The sequence below is a fragment of the Streptacidiphilus sp. MAP5-3 genome (genome assembly GCF_041262505.1).
Lineage (GTDB): Bacteria > Actinomycetota > Actinomycetes > Streptomycetales > Streptomycetaceae > Streptacidiphilus.
The window spans coordinates 56948-80136 of the sequence record NZ_JBGCCL010000021.1; the positions used below are offsets into that span (position 1 = coordinate 56948).

At 71.0% G+C, this 23189-nt stretch carries 19 protein-coding genes; 10 read left to right on the forward strand and 9 right to left on the reverse strand.

The features are described from left to right. Positions 1-44 precede the first annotated feature (44 nt). Both ABH928_RS26240 and ABH928_RS26245 read right to left on the reverse strand, forming a co-directional pair. Positions 45-1646 (reverse strand): LCP family protein, encoded by a 1602-nt coding sequence (locus ABH928_RS26240; protein WP_370070731.1) that lies wholly within the window; start codon positions 1644-1646, stop codon positions 45-47. Between the two features lie 36 nt (positions 1647-1682). Next, positions 1683-2243 (reverse strand): DUF6542 domain-containing protein, encoded by a 561-nt coding sequence (locus ABH928_RS26245; protein WP_370070733.1) that lies wholly within the window; start codon positions 2241-2243, stop codon positions 1683-1685. 561 nt (positions 2244-2804) lie between these two features. Between ABH928_RS26245 and ABH928_RS26250 the strand changes: the two genes are divergently transcribed. Together ABH928_RS26250 and ABH928_RS26255 are read left to right on the forward strand one after the other, a co-directional pair. Further along, positions 2805-3518: a G1 family glutamic endopeptidase gene (locus ABH928_RS26250; protein WP_370070735.1), complete on the forward strand. Its 714-nt coding sequence runs from the start codon at positions 2805-2807 to the stop codon at positions 3516-3518. 114 nt (positions 3519-3632) lie between these two features. Next, positions 3633-4409, forward strand: coding sequence for a G1 family glutamic endopeptidase (locus ABH928_RS26255; protein ID WP_370070737.1), 777 nt, complete (start codon positions 3633-3635; stop codon positions 4407-4409). A 7-nt stretch (positions 4410-4416) separates the two neighbouring features. Here the strand turns inward: ABH928_RS26255 and ABH928_RS26260 are convergent, their stop codons facing one another. From ABH928_RS26260 to ABH928_RS26290, 7 genes are all read right to left on the reverse strand, one after another. Continuing rightward, positions 4417-5607 carry a PucR family transcriptional regulator gene (locus ABH928_RS26260; RefSeq protein ID WP_370070739.1) on the reverse strand — a complete coding sequence of 397 codons (1191 nt, stop codon included), beginning with the start codon at positions 5605-5607 and terminating at the stop codon, positions 4417-4419. Positions 5608-5671: 64 nt separating this feature from the next. Then, positions 5672-5947: a hypothetical protein gene (locus tag ABH928_RS26265; protein ID WP_370070741.1), complete on the reverse strand. Its 276-nt coding sequence runs from the start codon at positions 5945-5947 to the stop codon at positions 5672-5674. Positions 5948-6013: 66 nt separating this feature from the next. Then, positions 6014-6805, reverse strand: a complete 792-nt coding sequence (locus ABH928_RS26270; RefSeq protein ID WP_370070845.1) for a class II aldolase/adducin family protein — start codon at positions 6803-6805, stop codon at positions 6014-6016. Between the two features lie 206 nt (positions 6806-7011). Then, positions 7012-7317 carry a hypothetical protein gene (locus tag ABH928_RS26275; RefSeq protein WP_370070743.1) on the reverse strand — a complete coding sequence of 102 codons (306 nt, stop codon included), beginning with the start codon at positions 7315-7317 and terminating at the stop codon, positions 7012-7014. Between the two features lie 16 nt (positions 7318-7333). Further along, a complete protein-coding gene (locus ABH928_RS26280) occupies positions 7334-8548 on the reverse strand; it encodes a metallophosphoesterase (protein ID WP_370070847.1) in 1215 nt (404 codons plus the stop codon). Between the two features lie 171 nt (positions 8549-8719). Further along, a complete protein-coding gene (locus ABH928_RS26285; protein WP_370070745.1) occupies positions 8720-9400 on the reverse strand; it encodes a TetR/AcrR family transcriptional regulator in 681 nt (226 codons plus the stop codon). 253 nt (positions 9401-9653) lie between these two features. After that, complete coding sequence (locus tag ABH928_RS26290; RefSeq protein WP_370070747.1) at positions 9654-13697, reverse strand: type I polyketide synthase; 4044 nt, start codon at positions 13695-13697, stop codon at positions 9654-9656. Positions 13698-14042: 345 nt separating this feature from the next. Between ABH928_RS26290 and ABH928_RS26295 the strand changes: the two genes are divergently transcribed. From ABH928_RS26295 to ABH928_RS26330, 8 genes are all read left to right on the forward strand, one after another. Beyond that, entirely contained in the window at positions 14043-15707 is a 1665-nt protein-coding gene (locus tag ABH928_RS26295; protein ID WP_370070749.1) for a GH3 auxin-responsive promoter family protein, read from the forward strand. 18 nt (positions 15708-15725) lie between these two features. After that, positions 15726-16607 carry an alpha/beta hydrolase gene (locus ABH928_RS26300; RefSeq protein WP_370070751.1) on the forward strand — a complete coding sequence of 294 codons (882 nt, stop codon included), beginning with the start codon at positions 15726-15728 and terminating at the stop codon, positions 16605-16607. Further along, the gene (locus tag ABH928_RS26305) at positions 16600-17862 is read left to right on the forward strand and encodes an enolase C-terminal domain-like protein (protein ID WP_370070753.1); all 1263 of its coding nucleotides are present in this window, start codon (positions 16600-16602) and stop codon (positions 17860-17862) included. The genes ABH928_RS26300 and ABH928_RS26305 overlap by 8 nt, the downstream gene beginning before the upstream one ends. Beyond that, positions 17859-18758 (forward strand): FAH family protein, encoded by a 900-nt coding sequence (locus ABH928_RS26310; RefSeq protein ID WP_370070755.1) that lies wholly within the window; start codon positions 17859-17861, stop codon positions 18756-18758. The genes ABH928_RS26305 and ABH928_RS26310 overlap by 4 nt, the downstream gene beginning before the upstream one ends. 41 nt (positions 18759-18799) lie before the next feature. Beyond that, positions 18800-20263 carry an MFS transporter gene (locus tag ABH928_RS26315; protein WP_370070757.1) on the forward strand — a complete coding sequence of 488 codons (1464 nt, stop codon included), beginning with the start codon at positions 18800-18802 and terminating at the stop codon, positions 20261-20263. A gap of 88 nt (positions 20264-20351) precedes the next feature. After that, positions 20352-20849, forward strand: coding sequence for a type II 3-dehydroquinate dehydratase (locus ABH928_RS26320; protein WP_370070759.1), 498 nt, complete (start codon positions 20352-20354; stop codon positions 20847-20849). Beyond that, positions 20846-21640 (forward strand): SDR family NAD(P)-dependent oxidoreductase, encoded by a 795-nt coding sequence (locus tag ABH928_RS26325; RefSeq protein WP_370070761.1) that lies wholly within the window; start codon positions 20846-20848, stop codon positions 21638-21640. Before ABH928_RS26320 ends, ABH928_RS26325 begins: the two co-directional genes overlap by 4 nt. A 103-nt stretch (positions 21641-21743) precedes the next feature. Further along, positions 21744-23159, forward strand: coding sequence for a 3-isopropylmalate dehydratase large subunit (locus ABH928_RS26330; RefSeq protein ID WP_370070763.1), 1416 nt, complete (start codon positions 21744-21746; stop codon positions 23157-23159). Positions 23160-23189: the final 30 nt, after the last annotated feature.

Below are 23189 nucleotides of genomic sequence, written 5' to 3' on the forward strand. Positions count from 1 at the left end.
GCGTGCCAGGCGGGCCGGGCCCGGCGGGAGTTTGACGACAGGCCCTAGTCGACACAGGGGATGCCGCTGCCACCGCCGTTGACCGCCGGGCCCTGGAAGACCAGGTGCGCGGTACTGGCCGGGCTGGGCGTGCTGCCCGCGCTGCTGGAGCCGGATCCGGCGGCGGGCGGGGTGAAGTCCGAGGCCAGGACCACCTCGACGTGCCCGGCGGCCACCGCGCTGCTCGCGCTCGCGGAGCCGACGCCCAGCTTGCCCACGATCTGCTGCGCGGCGGCCTGCTCGCCCGCGCCGTAGAGCACCTCGGTGCTGCTGACGGGGGCGTGGTCGCCGACCAGGCCCTTGGTGTACCCGGCAGCGACCAGCGCGGCGGACTCGACCCCGGCCGACCCGGTCGGCGCGGAGGCGTTGAGCACGTCCACGGTCGTCGCCGACGCAGGCGCGGACGACGCGCCGGCCTTGGGCGCGGAGGACGGCGCCGGGGCGTCCGCGAAGAGGGCCGTGACGGTCCGCCGGACCTGCGGGACGCTGACCGAGTTGACCGACTGCATGCCCTCGCCGGGGATGTCCACGGTGGGAAGTCCGGTGATGGGAAGGGTGTTGAAGGTGACCTTGCCGCCGGTCAGGTTCGGCGCCTGCTGGGCGAAGTCGAGGATCGACCACTGGTTGTCGATCACCACGTCCTTCTTGACCACGTTCAGCAGTCCCTGAAGCTTCGTCAGGTCGGAGAGCACCCCGTCCTTCTTCAACTGGGTCTCGGCCGAGGTGATGTAGGCCTGCTGACGGTGGGTGCGGGCGAAGTCGCCGCCGTTGCCGTCGCCGTCGGTGTTGGTCAGGTTGTGCCGCTGGCGCACGAACGACAGCGCCTCGGCGGGCGTCTGTAGCACGTTGAGACCGGCGTGGAAGTTCGCGCCCGAGCCCTGGCCGTCCTCCGCCGGGTCGGAGGTGGCGTGGTTGAGGCAGACCGTGACCGGGCCGATCGCCTGGGCGATGTCGTAGAACCCGATCAGGTTGACCTCGGCGAAGTGGTCGATGTGCACGTTGAGGAACTTCTGCACCGTGGTCAGCGTCGCCTCACGCCCCACCTCACGGCTGGCCTGCTCCAGCGCCGCACCCGTCAGGCCCTTGGCCTCAAGCCCCGGCATGGCTGCGGCCTTGGCCAGGCCGTAGGCCTCCTTGACCTTGTGCATGCCCTGCTCGGAGCCGTCGCCGTTGTAGCTCATCACGTAGTCGTCACGCGGGATCGACACCGCCTGGACCTTGGCGCTCCCGTCCGCCGGGATGTGCAGCAGGATCAGGCTGTTGGTGTTGTAGCCGCCGACGTCACTGGACGAGCCCGCGTGCAGCTCGTCCTGGACGAACCAACCCGGCAGGTTCGAGCCGTCGTTGTTCTTCCGGCTGTCCAGGCCGATCAGCAGGATGTTCTCCGAGTTGTCCAGCTTCGGCGGCGCGTTCTGCCCCGACACCGCCAGGGCGTTGGAACTCAGCACACCCGACGTCAACTGCTGCACCCCGTACCAGGACACCCCGGCCACGCCCAGCACCGTCACCGACCCGAAGACCGCCGCCGTCCGCCCGACCACGACCGCCTTCGACGCCCTCCCCGGACGTCGGGCCGCGCCCCTGCCCCGCTGTGCCGCCCTGCCCATGCCGCTCTGCTCCTCCCGGCGTTCCGCCACAACCTGTCACCCGCTCCGACGCGCGGCCACCAGCCGCGCCACACCCACGACCACCGCGACAGCCATCGCCGCCGCCATCGCGGGAAAGGCCCCCGCGACGCACTTGGCCATGTCGGTCGCGAACTTCCCCGTCGAGCCTCCGGAGTCGCGCACCACGAAGCCGGCCAGGGCCATCAGCAGCACGACGGGCGGAGCACCGGTGGACACCCACCACACACCCGGCCGCGAGCAGAGCAGCGCGGCGCACAGGGCACCCAGCACGGCACCGGCGTCGAGCGCCGCACCGCCGCCCCCGCTCACCAGGGCGCCGACCAGCGGCAGCCCGATCAGCACCGAAGCCGACACCGCGCCGGGACGGCGCCGCTCCTGCGATGCCTCCGCTGCGCCCCGACGGCGGTCCGCGCGGCCACCCACCGCGGGCTCCCCCGCGCCGCGCTGCTCCGGCACGGACCGCCGGGCGGCACCCGTCGCCTGCGGCACCCGTCCGGCCGCCTCCGGGCCCGGATACGGGTCGCCGCCTTGCTGCAAGCCGCCTCCCGAGGGAGGACCGCCCCACGCGTCGGACATCGTTCACACCTTTCGCACTCCAGCGACCACGGCAACCGCGTTCACCCGAGGGACGCTCCGACCACGCGGACGGTTGCAGAGTTGCGCAATCTAGCAAGGCGAATGCGTGTCGCCCGCCGGGGACCCCCGAAAGATGAGAATCCCCGACCAGCCACACCGGCCCGCAACCCGCCGGAATGCGGCCCGCACTGCCCCCGGGCATCAAGGCCGCGCCAATACGCCGCCCGCTCCTCTTACTGGTTCCTTACCCGACTCCACGGGTTGAGCCACCCGCCAGGTCGCAGCGCCCACGCGGGGAGGGCGTCCGGCTCACCGGCAACCGAGCCCGCGGTCTTCGGGCGGACATCCTCGGCCGTTCTCGCCGCCGGGACCGATCCGGGATTTTCCGCGACCGCTTTAGTCTGATACTTCGTCATTCTTCAGCCCTGCGTGGAAGTTCGCCCACAACTTTGCACTGCGCAACCTCTTGCTGTGTCTCATGACAATCGGCATGCTCGGCACCGCTGCCCACACGAGGGCCAGCTTACGAGCGTCCTGATCGCCCCTCACCAAGGAGCCAGCATGCGCCGATTTCTGATACGTGTCGCCACCGTCGCGGCCGCAGCAACTCTCGCCGCCCCCGCCGTGCCGGCCACCGCGGCGGCTGCCCAGGGACTGTCGTTCCGCCCGCTGCACTACAACATCAACGGCTACAACTGGGGCGGCTACGCCGCCACCGGCAGTGGCTTCACCTCGGTCTCGGCGAGCTGGACCGAGCCGAGCGCCACCTGCAACTCCAGCAACGACCTCTACGCCCCCTGGGTCGGGATCGACGGCTACGGCACCTCCACCGTGGAGCAGACCGGGGTGGCGACCGACTGCTCCAGCGGCAGCCCGGTGGACGAGCCCTGGTACGAGATGTACCCGGCGAACCCGGTCTACCTGAGCACGAGTTCGCACCCGGTCTCCGCGGGCGACCACCTCACCGCGTCGGTGACGTACGCCGGGAGCAACCGCTACACCCTGAAGCTGGCCGACTCGACCAAGGGTTGGACGTACACCACGACCAAGTCGCTCTCCGCATCGCGGGCCAGCGCCGAGGTCATCATCGAGTCGCCGACCGGCGCCTACCCGAACTTCGGCACCCTGAGCTTCAGTTCGGCCACCGTCAACGGCAAGTCGCTCGGCTCCTCCAGCCCGACCGCGCTCGACCCCTCGAACGGCGTGACCGAGGCCCACACCAGCGCGCTCGGCTCCAGCGGCACCAGCTTCACAGAAACGTTCCTGCACGAGTAACCGAGCGGGGCAGGGCCGGTCCCCGAGCGGCGTCCTCCACGCACGCTCGGGGACCGGCCCTCTCCTGCATCCCTCACGCCCTTGACCACAGCCATGTTGAACAGGGGGACCCCCATGCGCCGCACCGCACCGGCAGCACTGCTGACACTTGCTCTCGCCGGCGTCCTCGCCGCCCCGACCAGCGCCACGGCCGACGCCTCAGCCGCTCCCGCCGGCTCGCGCGTGGCCGCGACAGCCTCGAAGCCGGCACCCGTGCCGCACCTGGACCACCGTCTGCGCCGGCACCAGAGCGGCAACGAGAACTGGGGTGGTTACGCCGTCACCGGCGGGACCTACCGCACCGTCACCGGCGACTGGACCGTTCCGGCACTGGACTGCTCGGCCACCGCCGGAGACATATCCTTCTGGTCCGGCCTGGACGGATGGTCCAGCACCACCGTCGAGCAGATCGGTCTCGACGCGGTCTGCACCCGGAAGGGCGCCGTCCAGTACAACCCGTGGGTCGAGATGTACCCGGCCAACTCGATCTACTTCACCGAGACGATCAAGGCCGGCGACACCATGACGTCCTCGGTCACCACGGACGGCAGCGGTGACTTCACGCTCACCCTCGCCGACCCCACCCGGGGCTGGACCAAGACCTACACCAAGACCCTCGCGAACGCGCAACTCAGCTCGGCCGAGGTGATCGTCGAGGCGATCGGCAGCCAGACCATCCCGCCGTGCCCCGACTTCCACCAGGTGCAGTTCAGCAACGTCACCGCGAACGGCGAGGACTTCGCCTCGGCAGGGACGGTGAACACCACCAACCTCGAACGCGCCGGCACCCTGCTCACCCAGGACGGCGCGCTCTCCGGCAGCTCCTTCCCGGTCTCCTGGCTGCATGCCTGACGGCTCGTCAATTCAGGTCGGAGCGACCGAACTGGTCGAAGGCCTGGACCGCCAGATAGAGATGGGACGCGTCCCTCGGGTCCTTTAGCTGTAGCCCCGTCAGTTCTTCGACGTGGCGCAGCCGGTAGCGGACGGTGTTGCGGTGGCAGTAGAGCGCCTGGGCAGCACCGTCCGTGGACCCGCCGGCGTCGAACCAGGCGGTCAACGTGTCCAGCAGGGCGTCGCGTTGGGGCTGCGGGAGGTCCGCCAGGCCGTGCAGGGTGCTCACGGCGAGGTCGAGCGCGTCCTCGGGGTTCGCGCTGATCAGGCATCCCAGCGGGAACTGGCCGTAGCGGTGATGGCCGCGGGCGCCTCCGGGGATGCTGCCGAGTGCCAGCCGTGCCTGGCGCAGCGCGCGGGCCGCGTCGAGGATCGAGGTGAAGGTCTCGCTCGACCCGAGCCGGACGTCCTCGGCGTCGAGCAGGTCGGGGAGTCCCGCCCAGTCGAGCGGTGCCCGCCCTGCGCCGACGACCCCGACCGTACCGTCCGGGGAGTCGCGCCACAGGACTCCGGCGCCGCGACCGGCAAGTGCGCCCTCCCAGGCCGTTCGCACGGCCGGCCCGGCACCCTGGGCCGCGATCACGAGGTAGCGGCCCTTGCGCGCGAGCCCCAGCGCCTCCGCGCTCTGCAGTCGCCTGCTGGTCTCGACCGGCCCCGAGGCGAGCAGGGTGTCGAGGTGCTGGTGGCGCTCGGCCTCCGCCATCCGCAGCAGTTCGGCGGTGCGGTCCCGGTAGGCGTCGCGCAGTTCGGCGGAGTAGTCGTCGAGCAGCACCCACATCCGGTCGGCCTGTTCTACCAGCGCACGCAGGGTGTCGGTGTCGACCGGGGCGACCTGGTCAACGAGGTACGACCAGGCGAACCGGAACCCGATCCGGAAGCTGTGCAGCAGGGCGGGCAGCGGCACGCCCTGCTGGGCGCGGCGATGTCCGAGTGCCCGCACCGCGCCGAGGTCCGGAGGGACCCCTTCAGCCATGTGGAGAAGGAAGTTGCGGATCAGATGCCCGGTGGCGTCACTGATCTCGGCGACCGACACCTCCGAGCCGTCGGCCAGTTCGGACTCGTCGCGGACGATCTGCTCCACCACGCGGGAGGCGAGGTCGTCCGCGTTCGTCAAGGCACGGCGGCACAGCTCCCTGATCGCGGAATCGGCGGAATCCACGCTGCTCCCCTGCTCGTCCGGTCCACTCGCGGCGGGCCCGCGCACAGGGCCCGTCCACGGCAGGCTAGAACCGCAGGCCGGAGCGATCAACGACCGCCGGGCCGTATCCGTGCCGGGCCACGTCCGCCGCGCGGAGCACCAGGGGGAGCTCAGGCTGAGCATCGGGGTCAGACGAGCATGTAGACCTCGTCCGGTCGAAGTACTGGACCCAGGCGGGGTCGTCGTCACCGGCGTTGATTCGGTTGAAGTGGTGGTGGGCATCCTCGATGGCCTGGTGGGTGGCCCCCTGGTCCCGGGCGCTCGCGTGGCCGAACGCCTCGCGCATGGACAGCATGGCCATCAGTCTCGGCGTTCCGCCGTAGAGTCGGGCGCTGTCCTGGGCCGCTCTCGCAAGGGTGATCGCGTCCTAGTCGAACAGGTCGGGATCGGTACGCGAGATCTGGTCGAACAGCGGCTGGAACTGGACCCAGCCGGCCAGCTCGAAGCCGACCTGACCATACGTCAGCTTTGCCTCCTCGTGCGGGATCCGGATCGTCTCGCCGGCGGCCTTGGCCAGGAGCTGTGCCTGGGCCGAGCGCTCCATGGTGATGAACCACCAGGCGGCGGAGTCGACGGTCGCCCCGACCGTCAGCAGGCCGTGGTTGCGCAGGATCGCCGCCTTGTTCCCACCGAGGGCGGCCGCGATCCGGCGGCCCTCCTCCGGGTCGTTGGCGACGCCGGAGTAGGTCTCGTAACAGCCGTGGTCCTCGTAGAAGGCACAGGCGTCCTGGGTGAGCGGCTCCAGCAACTGCCCGGTCGCGGACAGGGCCTTGCCGTGCACGGAGTGGCTGTGCGCCGCGCCGATCACGTCCGGCCGGGCGGCGTGGACCGCCGCGTGGATCGCGAACGCGGCCCGGTTCACCCGGTGTCGGCCCTGGACGACGTCGCCGTCGTGGTTGACCAGCAGCAGGTCGCTGACCTTGATGTGCTTGAAGGAGACGCCGAAGGGGTTGACCCAGAAGTGGTCGGTGAACTCCGGGTCGCGTGCCGTGATGTGGCCGGCCACGCCCTCCTCGAAGCCGAAGCGCCCGAACAGCCGCAGCGCGCCCGCGAGCCGCTCCTTGCGGTGGCGGCGTTCGACGGCGGGATCGGTGAACACCGGCGGGAGCCGGAAGATCAGCTCTTCCTCCGGCACGGGCACGAGGTCGGTGCGGCTCAGCGGTTCGGCCTGGGGGTGCTCGTTCGCGGTCGGCTGGGCGGTCACGGGTCCTCCTGATCGGGCATACGGCGTGCGGCATACGGCGTGCGGCCTGGCGAGGCTTCGACCCATGCTGGCGGGCGCGACCGCACACCGTCTTGGTCCAGGGGACGCGGAATGCGGGTGCCGGATTGTCGCCCGGCACAACGGCAGCCCGCGAACCGTGCCTACTGGCGCTTGAGCCGGAGGGCCAGGCTGGGGACGGCGAAGGACAGGAGGAAGACCGGCAGGAAGCTCTTTCCGGTGCAGCGGAAGGCGACGGTCTCACCCTCGGCGGCGTCGAAGGTCGTGGTGCGGCTGGAGTTTCGGCCGCTGCGGACCTGCAGGGCGTGACGGCCGGGTTCGACCGGTGTCTCGAACATGGCGTTCATGGCGACCGTCCCGACGCGTTCCCCGTCGAGCACGACGTCGTAGGGGCTGCGCCGAACCTCGGCCCCGATGGCCTTGTGCGTCACCGTCAGCGTTGCGGACAATGCCGGCCTCCTGTCGTCACCCTGCCCGGAGCGTGAGCAGGGTGATCTCGCTCGGTGCGAAGACCCGGAAGGGCGGTCCCCAGAAGCCGGTGCCCCGGCTGGTGTAGAGCTGGGTGCGCTCCCCGTGTCGGCTGAGGCCGCTCACGACCGGCTGGTCGACGCGGACGAGGAAGTTGAACGGCCAGATCTGGCCGCCGTGGGTGTGCCCGGAGACCTGCAGGTCGATCCCTGCGGCGGCGGCCTGTGCCACGTACTTGGGTTGATGGGCGACCAGCAGGACCGGCTGGTCCTGGTCCGTCCCGGCCAGTGCGCCCAGCAGGTTCGCGCGGTGCCCGGCCAGGCCGGAGGACTCGGCGGTCACGTCGTCGACGCCCGCCAGCACCAGCCGGTCGCCGCCGCGCTCCACGATCACGTGGCGGTTGTGCAACGACTCCCAGCCGAGCTCGGTCATCCGGTCGAGCCAACCCTGCGCCTCGCTGAAGTACTCGTGGTTACCGGTCACGTAGACCTTGGCCAGGCGTGCGCGGATCGACCCCAGCGGCGCCGACTGCTCCCGGCGCTGGGTGGGGGTGCCGTCCGCGATGTCGCCGGCGTGGAGCACGACATCCGCGTCGAGCGCGTTCACCGCCTCGGTGACGCCCGCCGACCAGCGTGCCCGGTCGATCGGGCCGTAGTGGGTGTCGGCGAGCACGACGACACGCGTGCCGTCGAGGCCCGCGCCGAGCCGCGGCAGGGTGACCTCCACCTGCTTCACCCGGGGCACCCTCATCGCCTCGAAGTGGCCCCAGGCAAGCAGCGTGGTCGCGACCACGACGACGGCGACAGCGATGATCCGGGCCTGGCCGACCCCGCCCAAGCCCAGCGCGACCAGGATCAGGTGCGCCAGGTCACCGAGGACGGACCAGGTGAAGAGCACCCAGACGATCCCGAGCGTGCTGTCCGCGATCCGGGAGGCCCGGTCGATCCGCCGGCGTCCATGGCCCGCGACCATCAGGAACGGGAAGGAGACGAGGCCCACGGCGAAGACGACGGTGCCCGCCACGAAGACCGGCAACGGCCAGTGGACGCCCATGGCGAAGAGCGTGCCCCAGGGCAGCGCGAACAACAGGACCAGGACGAGGAAGACCACACCCCCACCCAGTCGCCGACGCAGCGAAGCCCGCGGGGCCGCTGCGGCCTCGGAGCCGTCCTCGCGGACCGAACGCGGTTCCGCGGATGCGTCCGTGGACACGTCGGTGGACACGCCGGTGGATACGCCGTCTGCCACAGCGCCGCCCCTCATGTGATCTGCCAGGTCGTCTGCGTCGACCGTTCGCCTGACCCCATCATCCCGCATGCGTCCGAGCGACCCACACGGGCCAGAACAGGCCCGAGCACCCCCGTGGTTGCCGCTCGGTGTGCGTCAGGCCCCGGATGCGGCCGTCTCCGGGGTCCGCTGCGTCGTGCCGCCGCAGCGGCTGGCGTACGACAGGACGCCGCAGAGCGCGATCCTGAGCAGGGCGCGGAGTTCGGCGTGCAGCGGCACCACCTCGTCGGTGGCCTGGCTCCACCGGTAGAGGAGCCCCAGGTAGGCGTCCCGCAGCATGTTGCCTGCCATCACCGGATCGACGTCGGAGGCCACATCGCCCCGGTCCCGGCCCGCCGACAGCACCCGGACGAAGACGTGACTGGCGTACTCGGTCTCCTCCTGGAGCGGCTGGCCGGACTTCACCCACGCGGCCAGCATGACCGGGGTGAGGTTGTTGTCCGCCTCGTTGAAGTCGGCGAGCGCGGACATGCACCGCTCCAGCTGGACAGTGGTTCCGTCGTCCGTGTGGGCCAGGGACTTCTCCATGAACTCCCGGAGCTGCTCCTGACGCCGGTGGGCCCAGGTGGTGACGAGGTCTTCCTTGCGCTGGAAGTGGTTGAAGAAGGTTCCCCTGGCCACGTCGGCGCGCTCGGTGATCTGGTCGATGGTGGTGTGTTCGTATCCCTGCTCGGCGAAGAGCTCCAGAGCGGACGTGTACAGGCGATCATGCACACGCTGCTTGCTCCGCTCCCTTCTGCCGGGGGTGCGCACGGCCGGGGTTGCCTCAGTCGTCATCGTCTCTCTTTCCTTGGCCCGTCGACGAGTCTCCGACTCTCTTCGAAGCCCGACGACGGCACTCGTGCCGGCGCGTCACAGGGCCCGCCCCTGCGTAACGCTTTCGTGTACTGTAGTGCATCAATACATCTCAGTGCTAGATGCGCGGCAACCTTCCGGAAACGTGAGAAGCGGCTGCACCGCCGAGGAAACGCGGTGCAGCCGCTGGTGAGGCCGTACGTAAGGCTATGCGCAAGGCGGTGCGTGAGGGCCGCTACGCAGCGACAACTCCCCCTGCCAGTCCGGCACGTGCCTTCTCCAGACCGGCCGCGATGGCGGCCGTGCTCTCGTCGCCCAGCAGTCGGCTGGTCGACACCTCCACCCCGAAGTCCCGCTCCAGGATCCGCCTCAGCTGGACCGCCATGAGGGAGTCGAGGCCGAGGTCGCGCAACGGCCGACGCGGGTCGACCCGCTCGACGGTGGTGCCGAGGACCGTCGCGGCGTGGACGATGAGCCGGTCGGCGGGGAGATCCGAACCGGTCGGCACGACGGGCTCGGGCTCGCTGCGGCGGGCCCACTCGGCGGGCCGCTGCGGAACCACGGGCTCGGCGGCGGGCACAACGGCGGTGCTGCGGCGGGCCGGTGCGTCCGCCCGGCTCGGCAGCCGGAGCATGGTGATGCCCTGGAACTCGGCGAGCAGCCGGTTGTCCGCGGTGGTCAGGGCGACGTCGCAGCTGGCGCTGTCGCCGTCGCCGTCGGGGACGAACCGGGCCACGCACCAGACCTCCCCGGCGGGCAGTCCGGCCAGCCGGACGCGCTCGAAGGAGAGCGGCGCGTACCCCCACGCCTGGTCGTCCGTGGCGGCGCGGTGCGGCCAGGCCCCGAGCATGGCCAGCAGCCCGGCCTCCAGCGCCACGCCCGCCGCGTCGGCGGGCAGGTGCAGTCGGGCCACCGCCTCGCCGTCCCGCCGCCACATCTGCTGGACCGCCTGCAACTGCGGTGCCACGGAGTATCCGTGGGCTTCGGCCCGGCGGTAGAACTCGGCGCCCGGGACGAACTCCGCGCAGCGGGTCAGCATGATGTCCAGCGGGACGGCCGACGAGGTCTCCGCCGACCAGGGACCGTGCCCGGCGTGCGCACCCCCGGCGTGCGCACCCCCGGCCTGGGCCTGCGCGGTCCCCGTCACGCACAGGGCAGGGACCCCGGACGGGCCGACGAGCGCTTCGACGCGGAAGCCGAACTGCCCGTCAACTGCCGTCTCGTCCAGGGTGATCGTCAGGGTGGTCGCCGCCGCGTCGGCCAGGGACGGCAGCGTGTCGCCGATGCGTACGTCCCGCAGTTCCACCGGGCCCTCGCCGACGAGGTCGCGCAGCGTCTCCGCGACCGCCTCCAGGTAGAGCACCGGCGGGACCGGGGTCACCCCGCGCACGGTCACCCCGGCGCCGGTCGCCGCGACTCCCAGCCGGGAGAGCCGGATCCGGCGTTCGTGGCGGGACCCGAGCGGCTGGGGTGCGTGGGGTGTCCGGGCTGTATGGGACGCCGGGGCTGCCGGCAGGGCTCCGGGGGCCGGCATCGCGTGCAACGTCGTCTCCGCGCGGTGGTCCTCCACGTCCCACGGGTACAGCGGCAACGGCACCCGGGCCGTGTCGTCGCCGTACCAGCGCCGCCAGTCGACCGTGGCGCCCAGGCCGAAGGCCCGGCCGAGGGCACGGGTGGTCGCCGTCGACTCGCTCTGCAGCCGCGCAAGCGTGGTCACCACGGTAGGCGGCTGACCGGCGTCGCTCTGCACGTCCTCGATCGCCTGGCTGAGCACGGGATGCGGGCTGACCTCCACGAAGACCAGGTTCCTGTCCTCGGCCAACTGTCGCACCGAGTCGGCGAAGCGGACCGGCTGACGCAGGTTGTCCATCCAGTACGCCGCATCGAGGACGGCTCCGTCGACGGGAGCGCAGCGGGCGGTGGAGAACATCGGCGTGTGCGGCTCCGTCGGCTCCAGCGGCGCGAGGCGGGCCAGCAGGTCGTCCCGTATCTCCTCCATCAGCGGGGAGTGGGACGCGACGTTCACCTTGACCGCGCGGCACAGGATCTGACGCCGCTCCAGCTCGCGGGCGACCGTGTCGAGCACGCCGGGGTCGCCGGCCAGCACGGTGGAGTGGGGGGAGTTCTCCACTGCCACGCAGACCTCGTCCCCGTACCCCGTGAGGAGGTCGCGGGCCTGCTGTGGGGAGAGCTCGGTGGCGAGCATCGCGCCGCGTCCCGCAAGGCGCTGCATCAGGCTGCTGCGCCGGGCGATGACCCGTGCGGCGTCGGGCAGGGTCAGGGCTCCCGCGACGCACGCGGCCGCCACCTCCCCCATGCTGTGGCCGACGCAGAGGTCGGGGTCCACACCCACGGCCCGCCAGTAGGCGGCGAGGGCGACCTCCATGGCCCACAGCACCGGCTGGACCGCCCCGACGGCGTCGGTGAGTTCGGCGGCCTCGTCCCGGAGCAGCTCGACGACCGACCAGCCGAGTTCGTCACGCAGTGCCGCGTCGCACTCCGCCATGGCCGCCCGGAAGACCTCGGAGGTCCGCAGCAGTTCCCGGCCCATGCCCTGCCACTGCGTGCCCTGGCCGGGGAAGACGAAGGCCACCTCGCGCGGGCCGCCGAAGCCCGCCTCGTGCAGCCCGCCGTCGGGGGTCGGGCGGCCGTCCGCCAGGGCGCGCAGCACGTCGGCCAGGGCGTCGTGGGAGTCGCCGACGGCCCACAGGCGGAAGGGGTGGTGGTCCCGGCCGGTCGCCGCAGACCGGCAGATGTCGCGCAGGGCCTCGCCGCGGCCACGGCCGTCGGGGCCCAGGTGCTCCGCGTGACGCAGGGCCAGCCGGCGCAGGGCGGTGGGCGTGCGGGCGCTGAGGACGAGCAGGTGCGGGCGGGCGTCCTCGGCGGGCTCCGGCCTGCGCGGGGCCGCGGGCACGGCCGGCTCGGGAACGTACTCGCCGATCACGAGGTGGGCGTTGGTGCCCGAGATGCCGAACGAGCTGACTCCGAGCACCGCCCGGTCACCCCTGGGGCGCAGCGGGGTGTTGCGGTCCACCACGGCGACGGGGAAACCCGGTTCGGCGAGCTGGGCCTGAGGCGACGTCAGGTGCAGTGAGCCGGGGATCGTGCGGCGCTCGGCCGTGAGGACCGTCTTGATGAGACCGGCGATACCGGCGGCCGCCTCGGCGTGCCCGATGTTCGTCTTCACGGAGCCGACCAGCAGCGGCGCCTGGCGCTCTGCCGCGCCACCCGCTGCGCCTTCATCCAATGCGCCTTCACCCGCTGCGCCTTCATCCACCGCCCCGTCGCGCACCGCTTCGGCCAGCGCCTGGAGTTCCACTCCGTCGCCGACGATCGTGCCGGTGCCGTGCGCCTCCACGTAGTCCACCTCGGCCGGGGTCACTCCGGCGCTGCGCCAGGCCGCGCGCAGCATCGCGGTCTGCCCGGACACGGCGGGCTGCAGCAACAGGCCGCTGCCGTCACCGTCGTTGGTCACCGCGCTGCCCAGCAGCAGCGCGCGGACCGGGTCGCCGTGGGCGACCGCGTCGGACAGCCGCTTGAGCAGGACCACCCCCACGCCCTCGCTGCGGACGAAGCCGTCGGCGGAGCTGTCGCCGAACTTGCACCGCCCGTCGCGTGCGAGCATGCGCCCCTGGGAATAGGCGATGGCGTCGCTCGGCGAGAGGATCACGTTGACACCGGCCGCGACCGCCAGGTCGCACTCTCCGGTGAGCAGGTTCTGGCGCGCCGTGTGCACGGCCACCAGGGAGGACGAGCAGGCGGTGTCCAGCACCAGGCTGGGGCCGCGCAGGTCGAAGGCGTGCGAGACCCGGCCCGCGGTGACGGCCCGCAGCCTGCTGCCGGACATGGCCCGCACGTCGGCGGTGGTGTGGTGGCCGGTCGCGTCCGCGTACTCGGCGGTCGCCTGCCCCACGAACACCCCGCCGTCGCTGCCGCGCACGGAGGAGGGCGGGATGCCGGCGTCCTCGAACGCCTCCCACACGATCTGCAGCAGCAGGCGTTGCTGCGGGTCCATGGTGCGCGCCTCGCGCGGCGAGATGCCGAAGAAGGCGGCGTCGAAGTCGTAGAGGTCGTCCAGGAAGCCACCGTGCCGGGAGACGAGCCTGCCTGGGGTGCCCGGCTCGGGGTCGTACCACGCGGTGACGTCGAACCGGTCCGGCGGGACGGGAGCGACGGCGTCGGAGTTGCTCTCCAACAGCGTCCAGAACTCCTCGACCCCCGCCGCCCCCGGGAACCGGCAGCCCATGCCAATGATCGCGATCGGTTCCGATCTGTACATTTCGTAACCTTTCCCCCTGGTTGATGGTCCAAGTCTATACCTGAGGACAAATTTGTCCTCGGATTTTGCGCAACCTTAATATCGGCACTGACACCTCGTCAGAATGCGTCATATCACTGCCATAGCGGCAAAAATGACCCTTGTCGCCTGCATGGCATCCACCAGTTGAGACGTCCGCCTCGGGTGCTTCATGGGGATCAGCTTTGACTCTGGTCGGCTGTTGAACTTCAGTCCATGAATGTGCTTCAGTTGGAGCGCCAGCTGCCGCGAGCAAGAGGGGGAGGGCGTCGAGCTCATCGTGTCCGGCCCCCGACCGTGGACCTTTCAGACTTCTCAGGAGCAGCCGTGGACATACCTCTTTGGCAGAAGCACTGGTACGACCGCCGTGAACCGTTCTTGGACGAATGCCGCCAGGCCCGGGACGCCCTGCTGGTCGATCTCAAGCAGCCGGCCCTGGCACAGCAGCGTGTCCTCGCCGACGTCATCGACGTGAGCGCGGGCTCGGTCCACTGGAAGGAGCGGGGCTACGACGTCCTCGCGGACGACCCCGACCGTTTCCGCTCGGTGCTGCCCGTGATGCGCTACGACGACTTCGTCCCCGCGATCGAGCGCGAGACCCGGACCAAGGGCGGCACCCTGACCTGCAGTCCGGTGCTGCGCTGGCTCAAGACCAGCGGCACCACCGGGGTGCCCAAGCTGGTGCCGTACACCCTGCACTGGCTGCTGACGTACCGCATCCCCGCCATGAAGGCGATGTGGGGCACGTACCTGGAGTACCACCCGGAGCTGCTGGCGCACCCCTACGCGACGCTCGACACCCAGACCGTGCGCGAGGACGTCTTCGACTTCGTGCACGGCGTCGGCCACCAGGCGATCAGCAACCGGCATCCGCAGGTCAACAGCCGGGACTGGAACCCACCGTGGTACGAGTCGCCGTGGTTCGGCCCCGGGGTGCCGAGCAGCCACGAGGGCCGCATGTACCACCGGATCCGCCACCTGGTCGGCAGAGACCTGCACTACATCTCGTCCATCAACCCGAGCACCCTGATCTCGCTGCGCGACCTGCTGGCGGAGCACGCGGAGCAGCTGGTGGACGACCTGCGGGCGGGCACGCTGGACGGCCGACCGTACGCCCGGCCGGACGAGGAGGCCGCCCGGCGTCTGGAGGAGGTCCTGCGTCGGCCGGACTTCACGCTCAAGGACGTGTGGCCGTCGCTCACCCTCTACACCTGCTGGCTCTCGGCCTCCGCCAGCCTGTACGCCACCAAGCTGGACGCGGTCTTCCCCGGCGTCGCGAAGCTGCCGTTCATGAGCTGCGGCACCGAGGGGGTCACCACCATCCCGGTGGACGGCTGCCTCAACAGCCAGCCGCTCGCCGTCTCCCAGGCCTTCTTCGAGTTCGTGCCCGCCGAAGTTCCGCTCGGCGAGCTGGTGGAGAACGGCGAGCCGGTGACGACGCTGCTGTTCGACGAGGTGCAGCCGGGGCGCGACTACCACCTGATCATGACGCAGGGCAACGGCCTCTACCGCCTGTGGACCGGGGACATCTACCACGTCGACCGCATCGTCGACGGCACCCCGTGGGTCCACTTCGTGCACCGCGACGGCATCTTCCACTCCTTCACCGGCGAGAAGCTGACCGAGTCCCAGGTGACCGGGGCCATCCAGCGGGGCCTCGCGGACCACGGCATCGCGGCCGGGCTCTACATGTGCGGCCCGCACTGGGCAGAGCCGCCGTCCTACCGGGTCGTCACCGAAGTCCCCGAGCCGTCCGGGCAGTTGGACCGGGCGCTGTCGCAGGCCGTGGACGCGGCGCTGCACGAGATCAACATCGAGTACGCCTCCAAGCGGGACAGCGGCCGGCTCGGCGCGCTGGAGGTCGCCACCGTGCCACGGGACGCCATCGCCGCGTACGTCGAGAGCCGCCGTCAGGCGGGCAACGCCACCCAGTACAAGTACAAGCCGTTCCAGCGGGACGTCGACTTCGTCACCGCTCTCACCGGTCGCTGACTGAAAGGGAGTTCGTACGTGATCGAGACCAAGCGACCACCGCAGAACATCCGCCGCGAGATAGTGGCGCTCCCGGTCGAGGGCGCGGAGCTGGCGCTGCACCTGTGGCGCCCGCGGGGGGCTGCCAAGGGTGCGGTCTTCTACTTCCACGGGCTGCAGTCGCACGCCGGCTGGCTGTGGGAGGTCGGCCCCCAGTTCGCCGACAACGACATCGCCTTCTACGTCCTGGACCGCCGCGGCTGCGGCACCAGCGGGGGCGAGCGGCAGGACCTGCCCGACGCCGAGACCGTGCTGCGGGACTACATCACGGCACTGGAGCACGTGCGCCGGGCGATCGGCGACGAGGTGCCGCTGTCGATGTTCGGGCACTGCCTGGGCGGCTCCTTCATGGCCGCCCTCATGCACCACCCGGAGTTCACCACCCGCTACGACGCCGCGATCTTCTGCTCGACCTGGCTGGGCAAGCTGCACGCCACGCTCGACGAGGAGCAGCGGTGCGCTCTGGCCTCGGAGACCGGCCTGGAGCCGTGGGATGCCGGGCTCAGAGCGGAGGACTTCACCGACGACGCGCGGCACCGGCACTTCATCGACCACGACGACCTGGCGGCGCGCACCCTGACCCGCCGCTCCCGGGCCGTGCTCCTCGACCTGGAGCGGCTGTACGTGCGGCCCCAGCGGGCGCTGCCCCCGGTCCCGTCGGCCTACGTGTCCGGCGTCAGGGACCCGATCGTCGACCTCGACGACGCGCGTGCCGCGTACCGGCGGATGACCGGGGCGCACGGCGAGCTCATCCAGTACCCGACGGACAAGCACTACCTCTTCTACACCGACGTCCGGGCCAAGCTCGTCGACTGGGCTTCCACCTTCACCCTGCTCCAGGGAGTGGACCGCGATGCCTGAACCGGCCCAGGCCACCCTCTACCGGATCGAGTTGCCCATGGCGATGGGCTTCGACCACCCCGCCAAGCGTCGTTCGACCTCGGACAGCCTCCTGTTACGCCTGGAGGCCGACGGGGTGACCGGGCTGGGCGAGTGCGCCCCTCGGCCGTACGTCACCGGCGAGACCACCGCGTCCGTGACCGCCGAGCTGCAACAGGTCCCGCTGGACGCGGTCTTCGCCCGGCTCCGCGCGGCGGATCCGGCCGAGCTGCTGGCCCGGCTGCGCGAGCGGGGCGTCGCCGACACCTTCGGCGTCCGGGGCGGCAGCAATCTGCTGTGCCTGCTGGAGATCGCGCTGCTGGACCTGCTGGGGCGCAGACTCGGTCTGGACGGACTTGAGTTGACGCTACGTCAGGATGCGTCGGCGGTCCGGCCGACCGCCCTGCGCGTGTCGCAGGTGCTCGACCTCAGCCTCGACGTCGAGGAGTTCCTCGACACGCGCGGCCCGTTCCACTTCGTCAAGATCAAGGCCTCCGACGACATCCGCCGGGACGTGGCCACGGTCACCGCGATCCGCGCACGCCTCGGCGACCGGGTCCCGGTCATGGTCGACGCCAACATGAGCTGGCCCGTCGCGGAGGCCCCCGGCCTTCTGGCCGCCTTGGCCGATGCCGGGGCCGACTACGTCGAGGAGCCGCTGGCGAAGGGGGCGTGGGCCGAACTCGCCCGGCTGCGGTCCGGTTCCGGGGTGCGCATCATGCTCGACGAGTCGGTGTGCACCCTCCAGGACGCCCGCCGGGCCGTGAAGTTCGGAGCCTGCGACGCGTTCAACATCCGGGTCGCCAAGAACGGCGGCCCGGTGACCGCGGCTCGGATGATCGACCTCGCCCGGCGCGCCGGGCTGTCCTTCCAGATCGGCGTGCAGGTCGCCGAGGTGGGACCCCTGATCAACGCGGGCCGGGCGCTGGCCTTCGCACACCCCGACGCCCTCACCGTGGAGGCCGGCCAGTCGGACCGGTTCTTCCCCGAGATGGTCGTCTCCCCGCGCCCGGCCGTGGACCGGTCCGCCAACACCGTCGCTCCGCCTCCCGGTCCCGGCTTCGGCCTCGAACTCAACGGCCGTGCCGAGGTCTGGGCCGTGGCGCACCGCACCGAGGGCTCCCCCGCCTGGCGGGCCGTTTCCGGACCGGCACCGCGCGAAGCAACACATCCCGAACCGGCACAGCCCCAACCGGCCCTTTCCGCAGTGACGTTGTCAGGAGGCATGCACCCATGACGGTCGTCTTCGAATGCGTGTACAGCGATGAGCGCCATCTCGGTGTCGGCCTGCCGACGGATACGGACCCGCTGCTCCTGTACCCGCTGGCCGGTGACACCCTGGCCGCCGGTCTGGCCGCTGCCGACGGCGACCCGGAGGTCGCGGTCGCCCGGATCACCCGGGACCGCCGGCCCGTCGAGGTGCACCCCGGCGACCGGCACCGGGTGCGGATGCTGCCGCCGCTGCTGCCCGCACACCCGGGAGACGCGCTGGTCAGCGGGTTCATGATGACCCACAACGTGAAGGTCGACGCCGAAGTCCCCGACCAGCCCAACTGGTTCGTCAAGGGCCTCGGCGACGCCCTCAAGGCCCCCGGCGAACCTCTCTCCGTGCCCGCCGACGCGGTCGCGGTCTGCGAGGAGGCCGAGGTGGTCCTGCTCTACGTCGGGGACGAGACGGGCGTGCCGCGCTACGTCGGCTACACCTTCGGCAACGACCTCACCGACATCGGCCGCTTCAAGCAGCACGCCGGGCACCTCTCGTACGCCAAGCTGTGCGACGCGGGCGTGGCCCCCTGGCTGCACCTGGGCGAACCACCGCGCTCGGTGACCGGCGAGGTCGTCATCGAGCGGGACGGCGCACCCGCCTGGAAGGGCTCCTTCACCACCGGGAGCGACGCCCTCCACTACGACCTGCCGACGCTGATGTCCCGCCTCTTCGCCTACCGGGCCCTCCACCGCCCCGGCCGCGTGCACTACGTGTACCTCGGCGCCGACCGCAGCAGCTTCCACGCCGGTTTCCGCACCGCGGACGGCGACCGGGTCACGCTGCGCTTCGCCAGTCACGGGGTGACCTTCTTCCACCCGCTGGCGTGGGTCGGCGGTCAGCCGCCGCTCGGCGGATCCCCAGCCTGACCGAGTCCCACCGTTCCACCGTTCCACGGAGGTTGATCCACATGTCCACACCTGCCGTCTCCGCGCGGCGCCGGCTGATCCTGGCCACCAGCTGCCTCAGCATGTTCATCACTGCGCTCGACAACTCGATCGTCAACCTGGCTCTGCCGGACATCCAGCACGACCTGAACGCCTCAGTGTCCAGTCTGCAGTGGATCGCGGACGCCTACACCATGGTGATGGCCACGCTGCTGCTGACCGCCGGCGCCACCGCCGACCGCTGGGGCAGGCGCAAGGTGTTCCTCACCGGCCTGGCCGTGTTCACCGTGGCCTCGCTGCTGTGCGGTCTGGCGCCCTCGGGCGGCTGGCTGATCGCCTTCCGCGCGCTGCAGGCCATCGGCGGGGCGATGCTCAACCCCATCGCCATGTCGATCATCTCCACCACGTTCCCCGAACCCGCGCTGCGCGCAAGGGCGTTCGGGGTGTGGAGCAGCGTGTACGGAGCGAGCATGGCCGCAGGCCCGCTCGTCGGCGGACTGCTGGTGGGTACCGTCGGCTGGCGGTCCATCTTCTGGGTCAACGTGCCCGTCGGCATTCTGGCCATCGCCCTCACGCTGACCTTCATCCCCGAGTCGCGCGCCGAGCGGGCACGTCGACTCGACCCGGTCGGCCAGGGCCTGGTGATGGTGTTCCTCCTTCCGCTGACCTACGCGGTGATCGAGGCCACCGGCCTCGGCTGGTCCTCCCCCCAGATCCTGGTCTGCCTCGGCGTCGCGGCAGTCGCCTTGATCGGACTGCTCGGCTACGAATCACGGCGCGAGGATCCCCTGGTCGACCTGCGCTTCTTCCGCAGCTTCCCGTTCTCCGGGGCGACCCTCACGGCAGTGGCCGCCTTCGTCTCGCTCGGCGGCTTCCTGTTCGTCAGCAACCTCTATCTGCAGGACGCCAGGGGGTTCTCCGCGCTGCGCAGCTCCCTGTACCTGCTGCCGATGGCCGCGATGACGCTGATCTTCGCGCCCATCTCCGGGCGGATCGCCGGCGCCCGCGGTACCCGGATCCCGCTGCTGCTGGCCGGGGTGGCCATGACCCTGAGCGGCCTGATGCTGACCGGGCTCGGTCCGACGACCCCGGACTGGTGGGTCCTGGTCGCGTTCGGCCTGTTCGGTGTCGGCTTCGCCATGGTCAACGCACCCATCACCTCGACCGCCGTCTCCGGGATGCCGCGCTCCCAGGCGGGTGTAGCGTCGGCGATCGCCTCCACGAGCCGGTTCGTCGGTCAGGAGCTGGGTGTGGCGATCATCGGCAGCGTGGTGGCCGCCGGACTCCACGGCCATGGCGCGAAAGCGTTCGACACGGCCAGCCAGGCCGGCTGGTGGATCATCGTCGGCGGCGGCGTGGTGATCGCGATCCTGGCCGTGGCGTCGACCACCGCCTGGGCCAAGGGGACCGCCGCCCGCGTCGCCGAGCGGCTGGACCTCACGGACGCTCCCGCACCGGGCCCGGTGCCCGCCCAGAACCCCGCCTGAGCAACCCCGCCTGACAGATGCCTCCTGAGCAACCCCGTCAAAACCCATGCAGAAACCTCCGCACAGACCCATGAGATCGGAGAATGTCATGAGCCAGAAATCCGCCATGCGCGTGCTCGTCCTCAACGGCCCCAACCTGAACCTGCTGGGCGAGCGGGATCCCGCCCACTACGGGACGGCGACCTTGGCCGACGTCACCGACAACGTCACCGCTCTCGCCAAGGAACTCGGCGTCGAGGTGGACTTCGCCCAGCACAACTCGGAGGGCGACGTCGTCGACCAGCTGCAGCGCGCTCGCCACGAGTACGACGCGGTCATCCTCAACCCCGGTCCGCTCTCCCACTCCAGCCTGCCGGTGCGGGACGTGGTCCAGGTCATCAAGACGCCGGTGGTCGAGGTCCACATCTCCAACGTGATCTCGCGCGGCGGCTACCACGAGAAGTTGGTCACCGGCCCCGCCGCCAAGGCCGTCATCTGCGGTTGCGGCATCGCCGGCTACGAGATGGCGCTGCAGTTCTTGGTCAAGCACAGCCTGGTCGAGCAGGTCCTGGTCAAGCACAGCCTCGTCGAGAAGGCGGCACAGTGACCACTTCACACGCGTCAGCTTCACCCAACTCAACGTTCGGTCTGGACGACCAGGTCGTGCTGGTGACCGGCGCCGGGACCGGTATCGGGCAGGCAGCCGCGGTCGCCTTCGCCGAGGCGGGAGCCCACGTGGCACTCGCCGGTCGTCGCCTCGAACTCCTGGAGGAGACCCGGAAGTTGCTGCCTGATCCGGACGACGCCCTGGTGCTCCGCTGCGACGTGGACCGCGAGGCGGACGTCGCGGCACTGGTGGACGCGGTGGCGGAGCGCTTCGGCCGACTCGACGCGGCCTTCAACAACGCGGGCACCTTCGGGCGGTTCGGCCCCCTCCACGAGGACGACGACGAGAACTTCGACGTCGTGGTCGGCACCAACCTGCGCGGCCTGTGGCGCTGCATGCGCCACCAGGTGGCCCGGATGCTGCAGAACGGCGGCGGATCCATCGTCAACTGCGCCTCCGTGGCCGCCCATCTCGGCCACGCCAAGAGCCCGCTCTACTCGGCGACCAAACACGCGGTCATCGGCCTGAGCAAGTCGGCGGCACTCCAGTACGCCGGGTCCGGCATCCGCGTCAACGTCGTCAGCCCGGGTTCCACCGACACCGGCATGCTGCGCTCCGTCTACGAGAGCGCGGACGCGCTGGAGGCGCGCTCCCACCGCGCACCGCTCAAGCGGCTGGGCACGCCCACGGAGGTGGCCAACGCCGCGGTGTGGCTGGCCAGTCCGCTGAGCGCCTACGTCACCGGCCAGACGGTCCTGGTGGACGGCGGCGTCACCGCGGGCAGCGTCTGAGCCCACCGCGACGAACCCGCGCACCCCCACACCCCACGCCCCCACACCCCAGCCCCCTCCCCCGACGCCTCCGGCACCAACACCCCCGAGGAGACACCGAACCATGGCGGCCACGCTCTACAGCAAGGTCTTCGATCAGCACGTCGTGCGCGAACTGGGCGAGGACCAGTACCAGTTGTTCATCGGCCTGCACCTCATCCACGAGGCGACCAGCGCCCAGGCCTTCGCCATGCTTCGCGAGCGCGGTCTCAAGGTCGCCTACCCGGACCGCAACGTGGCCACCGTGGACCACATCATCCCCACCGACGACACCTCCCGCCCGTTCGCGGACGCGCAGAGCGAGGCCATGCTCTCCGCGCTGGAGCAGAACACCGGTTCCTTCGGGCTGCGCTTCCTCTCCCCCGAGCGCCGCGAGAACGGTGTGGTGCACGTGATCGGGGCGGAGCGCGGGCTGACCCAGCCGGGGCTGACCATCGTCTGCGGGGACTCGCACACCGCCACCCACGGCGCCTTCGGCGCTCTGGCCTTCGGCATCGGCACCTCCCAGGTGCGCGACGTGCTGGCCACCCAGTCGGTCATCGTCAACCGGCTCAAGGTGCGCCGGATCGAGATCACCGGTGAGCTGGCGCCCGGCGTCTCCGCCAAGGACGTCATCCTCTACGTGATCCACCGCCTGGGTCCCAAGGCCGGTGTAGGATACGCCTACGAGTTTGGTGGACCGGTCGTCGACGCGATGTCCATGGATGAGCGGATGACCGTCTGCAACATGGTCGTCGAGGGCGGGGCGCTGGTCGGCTACTGCAACCCGGACGACACGACCTTCGCCTATCTGCACGGCCGCCCGAGTGCCCCGCAGGGCGAGGAGTGGGACCGCGCGGTCGCCTGGTGGCGGTCGCTCGCCTCCGACCCGGACGCGGAGTACGACGACCGGGTGGTCTTCGACGGCGGCGAGATCAGCCCGATGGTCACCTGGGGAGTCAACCTCGGCCAGTCGGTGCCGGTCGACGGGCGCGTCCCCGGGCCCGCCGCCGACGCGGCGGGCGAGGCCGCCCTCGCCGACGCCCGCACGTTCATGGGCGTCGAGGCCGGGCAGCCGGTCGCGGGGATCGGCATCGACGTCGCCTTCCTGGGCTCCTGCACCAACGGGCGCCTCTCGGACTTCGTCGAGGTGGCCGAGGCGCTGCGCCGCAGCGGCACCCGGGTGGCCGAGGGCGTGCGCGCACTGGCCGTGCCCGGTTCGCAGGAGGTACGCGCGCAGCTGGTCGAGCGCGGCCTGGACAAGGTCTTCGAGGCGGCCGGCTTCGAGTTCCGGCAGCCCGGCTGCTCGATGTGCATCGCCATGAACCAGGACCGGCTGAACGACGGCGAGACCGCGGCGTCCTCCTCCAACCGGAACTTCAAGGGCCGACAGGGCTCCCCCACCGGCCGGACCCTGATCATGTCCCCGCTGTCCGTGGCCGCCGCCGCGGTCCGCGGCGCCGTGGCCGACCCGCGTGAGGTCTTCGGGATCTCCGGCTGACCGACGCCCCGCCCACTCTGTGAACCAGCG

Excerpts from the sequence above, each read along its gene's own strand:
- ABH928_RS26240 (WP_370070731.1), bottom strand. The coding sequence starts at position 1,646 with ATGGGCAGGGCGGCACAGCGGGGCAGGGGCGCGGCCCGACGTCCGGGG.
- ABH928_RS26245 (WP_370070733.1), bottom strand. The coding sequence starts at position 2,243 with ATGTCCGACGCGTGGGGCGGTCCTCCCTCGGGAGGCGGCTTGCAGCAA.
- ABH928_RS26250 (WP_370070735.1), top strand. The coding sequence starts at position 2,805 with ATGCGCCGATTTCTGATACGTGTCGCCACCGTCGCGGCCGCAGCAACT.
- ABH928_RS26255 (WP_370070737.1), top strand. The coding sequence starts at position 3,633 with ATGCGCCGCACCGCACCGGCAGCACTGCTGACACTTGCTCTCGCCGGC.
- ABH928_RS26265 (WP_370070741.1), bottom strand. The coding sequence starts at position 5,947 with ATGGCCATGCTGTCCATGCGCGAGGCGTTCGGCCACGCGAGCGCCCGG.
- ABH928_RS26285 (WP_370070745.1), bottom strand. The coding sequence starts at position 9,400 with ATGACGACTGAGGCAACCCCGGCCGTGCGCACCCCCGGCAGAAGGGAG.
- ABH928_RS26290 (WP_370070747.1), bottom strand. The coding sequence starts at position 13,697 with ATGTACAGATCGGAACCGATCGCGATCATTGGCATGGGCTGCCGGTTC.
- ABH928_RS26305 (WP_370070753.1), top strand. The coding sequence starts at position 16,600 with ATGCCTGAACCGGCCCAGGCCACCCTCTACCGGATCGAGTTGCCCATG.
- ABH928_RS26310 (WP_370070755.1), top strand. The coding sequence starts at position 17,859 with ATGACGGTCGTCTTCGAATGCGTGTACAGCGATGAGCGCCATCTCGGT.
- ABH928_RS26315 (WP_370070757.1), top strand. The coding sequence starts at position 18,800 with ATGTCCACACCTGCCGTCTCCGCGCGGCGCCGGCTGATCCTGGCCACC.
- ABH928_RS26320 (WP_370070759.1), top strand. The coding sequence starts at position 20,352 with ATGAGCCAGAAATCCGCCATGCGCGTGCTCGTCCTCAACGGCCCCAAC.
- ABH928_RS26330 (WP_370070763.1), top strand. The coding sequence starts at position 21,744 with ATGGCGGCCACGCTCTACAGCAAGGTCTTCGATCAGCACGTCGTGCGC.